Annotated in this window: 3 protein-coding genes; all 3 read right to left on the minus strand. The window is 56.9% G+C overall.

What is annotated here, in order from left to right; all coding sequences use genetic code 11:
- Positions 1–56: 56 nt before the first annotated feature.
- Positions 57–575 carry a DJ-1/PfpI family protein gene (locus tag L692_RS0104715; RefSeq protein ID WP_025697650.1) on the minus strand — a complete coding sequence of 173 codons (519 nt, stop codon included), beginning with the start codon at positions 573–575 and terminating at the stop codon, positions 57–59.
- Positions 576–719: 144 nt separating this feature from the next.
- A complete protein-coding gene (locus L692_RS0104720) occupies positions 720–1,148 on the minus strand; it encodes a winged helix-turn-helix transcriptional regulator (protein ID WP_025697652.1) in 429 nt (142 codons plus the stop codon).
- Between the two features lie 828 nt (positions 1,149–1,976).
- The coding region (locus L692_RS0104725) for a radical SAM protein (protein WP_025697654.1) at positions 1,977–2,952 on the minus strand (976 nt) is incomplete at its 5' end.

Below are 2,952 nucleotides of genomic sequence, written 5' to 3' on the forward strand. Positions count from 1 at the left end.
TGCCCTGCCCGCCGGTCCAGTCCGGCGGACGAATTCCGAAAGGCCCGGGCCTGTAATCAGGCCAGCGCCGCTACAAGGCTCTTGCCGAAATCCCGCGCGCCGTCCGGCCCGTTGCTGGTGATGATGTCGTCATGCGCCACCACATTTTGCACCACATAGTCCGCGCTGTTGGCTTTCAGCTCATCGATCATGGCATCAACCGGATAGCATGTCGCCTGGCGTCCGGCAAGCAGCCCCGTCTTCGCAACCGCGACAGAACCTGCGCAGATGCCCGCTACGAGAATCTTGTGCTCATAAGCCTGCTTCAAATACTGAATCAGGTTATCGTCGCCCCACAGGTAATCGATCGTGCCGGAGCCGCCGATGACCGCCACCACATCATAGTCCGTGGCAGAAACGTCGGAGTAAACGACTTCGGCGCTTACCTTTCCCTGATTGTCGCCGGTGATTTCTCCTGTCTTCGTGCTGGCGACCGTTACCCCGATGCCCGCGTTCTCAAGCTCCGCCTTTGGATGAAACAGTTCGTCCTCGTTGAAACGGTCCGGCGGAATAATCAGCAGTGCTTTTTTGCTCATCGGTATTTCCCTCCCAAGGTTATCTTCACGCAACAACCATTGTAGCGCCGACGATATTCCTTGTGAAGAATGCACTTTTTTGTACAGAGGTTACCAAAAGGTAACCCACCCCAAGCTTTTTCCGGTCTGGGCCGCGTGGCTTGTTCAGGCTTTTTTGCAGGCTCCCTCGCACCGGTCCCCGGCGAATTCCATCTCGCCCGCCAGCTTCAAGTCCTGTCTGATGCGCCCGATCCGCATTTTTCCCCATTCGTACATCATCTCGACAATCGGCAGAAGCGTCATCCCAAGCTCGGTCATCGAGTACTCCACCTTCGGCGGGATATCAGGGTACACCTCCCGGTGGACAATGCCGTCCTCCATCAATTCGCGAAGCTGCTGGGTCAGAATTTTATGCGAAATTTTCGGAAAAAGCTTCTGCAAATCGCTGAACCGGTGCGGACCCTCCACGCCAAGATGCCACAAAATGACAACCTTCCATTTTCCGCTGATGATGGACAGGGTCAGCTCTTTTTCGCAATGAAAATCGCCGTTCACAATTTTTTGTTTGATTTCCTCTCTTAACGGATCGGACATGCGGCCGCTCCTCCTTATTTCATTGATACGCCGTGCTCTTGCGCCGGTCTATAGCCTACCAAGGCGTCTCCCATTATTATACACCATTATCGCCACGGGCTTCGGTGGGGACGGATGCCGATGAAACGGAAAGGGGGCATGCTTAAAGTCAAGGCGCCCGGTAGCGGGATAGTTAGCAGGTGAGGGGAGTGGGGTGACGGTTTGTTGATGGGTCGTGGCTCGACAGGTCAGTGGTTCGATGAGTCAGCGTTTCGTTGGTGGGGGCCGCCCGGTTGATTGGTGGGTTGACGGGTCGTGGGTCGGTAAGTCGGTGGTTCGGTGAGTCAGTGTTTCGTTGGTGAGAGCGGTTTGGTTTGTTGGTGGGTTTGTTGGTGGGCTTGTTGGCAGGCTTGTTAATCGGTTTGCTGGTGGGTTTGTTGGTGAGTTTGCGGGTTTGTTGGTAGGCCAATGCGTTGCGGAGATTCCTGCGTACATACATCTTTTTTCCATGGAAATTCTCATCCCAGACCCAATTCCTACAAAAGTGCAGGCATTTCACCCCCCTCTCCCCGAATGGCGCTACATAGGCTCAAAAGGCTGCACATTGGCATCCATTACTTCTTCCTAAACGAAATTCACCGGTCAAACCTGCAGGTCTGCAGGAAAATGCCAGCCGCCGTAAAACGGACACAGCACCGGGCACAGACCGAACCGAAGCAGTCAGGGAAACAGTCAGTTAGCCAGCCGCAGACAATGACCATTTTCTTGTCCACCAGCGCGCCGCGTCAGGGAAGCCGCCAACTAGCCAGCCGCTTCCTCAGCGCTCTTCCCCTCTGCGGCAGGCTCCCTCTATTGGACTCCCCCGTCCCAAGCGGTCGCAATCTCGCCCCTTATCTTTTCCAGCAGCTGCTCCTTGCCGTCCCGGTAGAACAAATTGTAGGTGTCAAAAGGAATGATCCGTCCGTCGGGGTGGGCGATGTGCACGCACGACTTCTTCACCGACCGCACGTCGAAATTATGCGCATCGAGAAACTGCATCACGATGACCCGGAACACATTGTCGTAGCTGATCTGCTCCGGCACGGCAGCAAGCGGCAGACAGCAGAGCAGGCTCTTGAGCGACAGAGCGGAGGAGGCGGGCGAGTGACCGGTAGAGAGCAGCTCGAACATTTTGCCCCGGATTTCCGGGTCCTGCTCGAAGACGATCGTGTTGCGGCCCCCTTCAAGCAAGATATCCGGATCGATCAGTCCGGTCAGCGGCAGCACCTCCCCGCCCAGCTTCAGCGCATAGCCCATCGCAAGGGAGTCGGGATGGCAGGGCACCGGCAAAATATCCGCCTCCCCGAACACGCCCGACTGGTCGATAATGCTGCGGCGCACCTCGCTCACCGTCAGGCGGTCCGTCGCCGGATCATAGCCCTCCAGTCTTCCCGCCGCCTGGATCGGCTGAATCGTCACGCCGCGTACGGCCCGTTGCTTCAATCCATACTGGATGATCGAGCCGATCTCTCCGTCATTCAGCCCCTTCTTGAGCGTGACAACAAGCGTCGTCGAAATATTGAACTCGTTCAGATGGCGAATCGCTTCTTCCCGGATATGCCGGAGATCCGCGCCCCGCAGCTCCTTCAGCACGGACGCCTCCAGACTGTCGAATTGCAGATAGATTTCGAAGCCCGGCATGTACGAAGCAAGCCGCCGCGCGAACTCCCGGTCCTTGGCAATGCGGACGCCGTTCGTATTCACCATGATGTGCTTGATCGGACGGCTCTTGGCTATGTCCAGTATCTCGAAGAACTGCGGGTGCGTCGTCGGCTCCCCCCCCCCG

It is taken from the genome of Paenibacillus forsythiae T98 (assembly GCF_000520735.1).
In the GTDB taxonomy this organism is placed as follows: domain Bacteria; phylum Bacillota; class Bacilli; order Paenibacillales; family Paenibacillaceae; genus Paenibacillus_AQ; species Paenibacillus_AQ forsythiae.

What these genes read in the sequence shown, in the direction of transcription:
- L692_RS0104715 (WP_025697650.1), bottom strand. Translation starts at nt 575, where the DNA reads ATGAGCAAAAAAGCACTGCTGATTATTCCGCCGGACCGTTTCAACGAG.
- L692_RS0104720 (WP_025697652.1), bottom strand. Translation starts at nt 1,148, where the DNA reads ATGTCCGATCCGTTAAGAGAGGAAATCAAACAAAAAATTGTGAACGGC.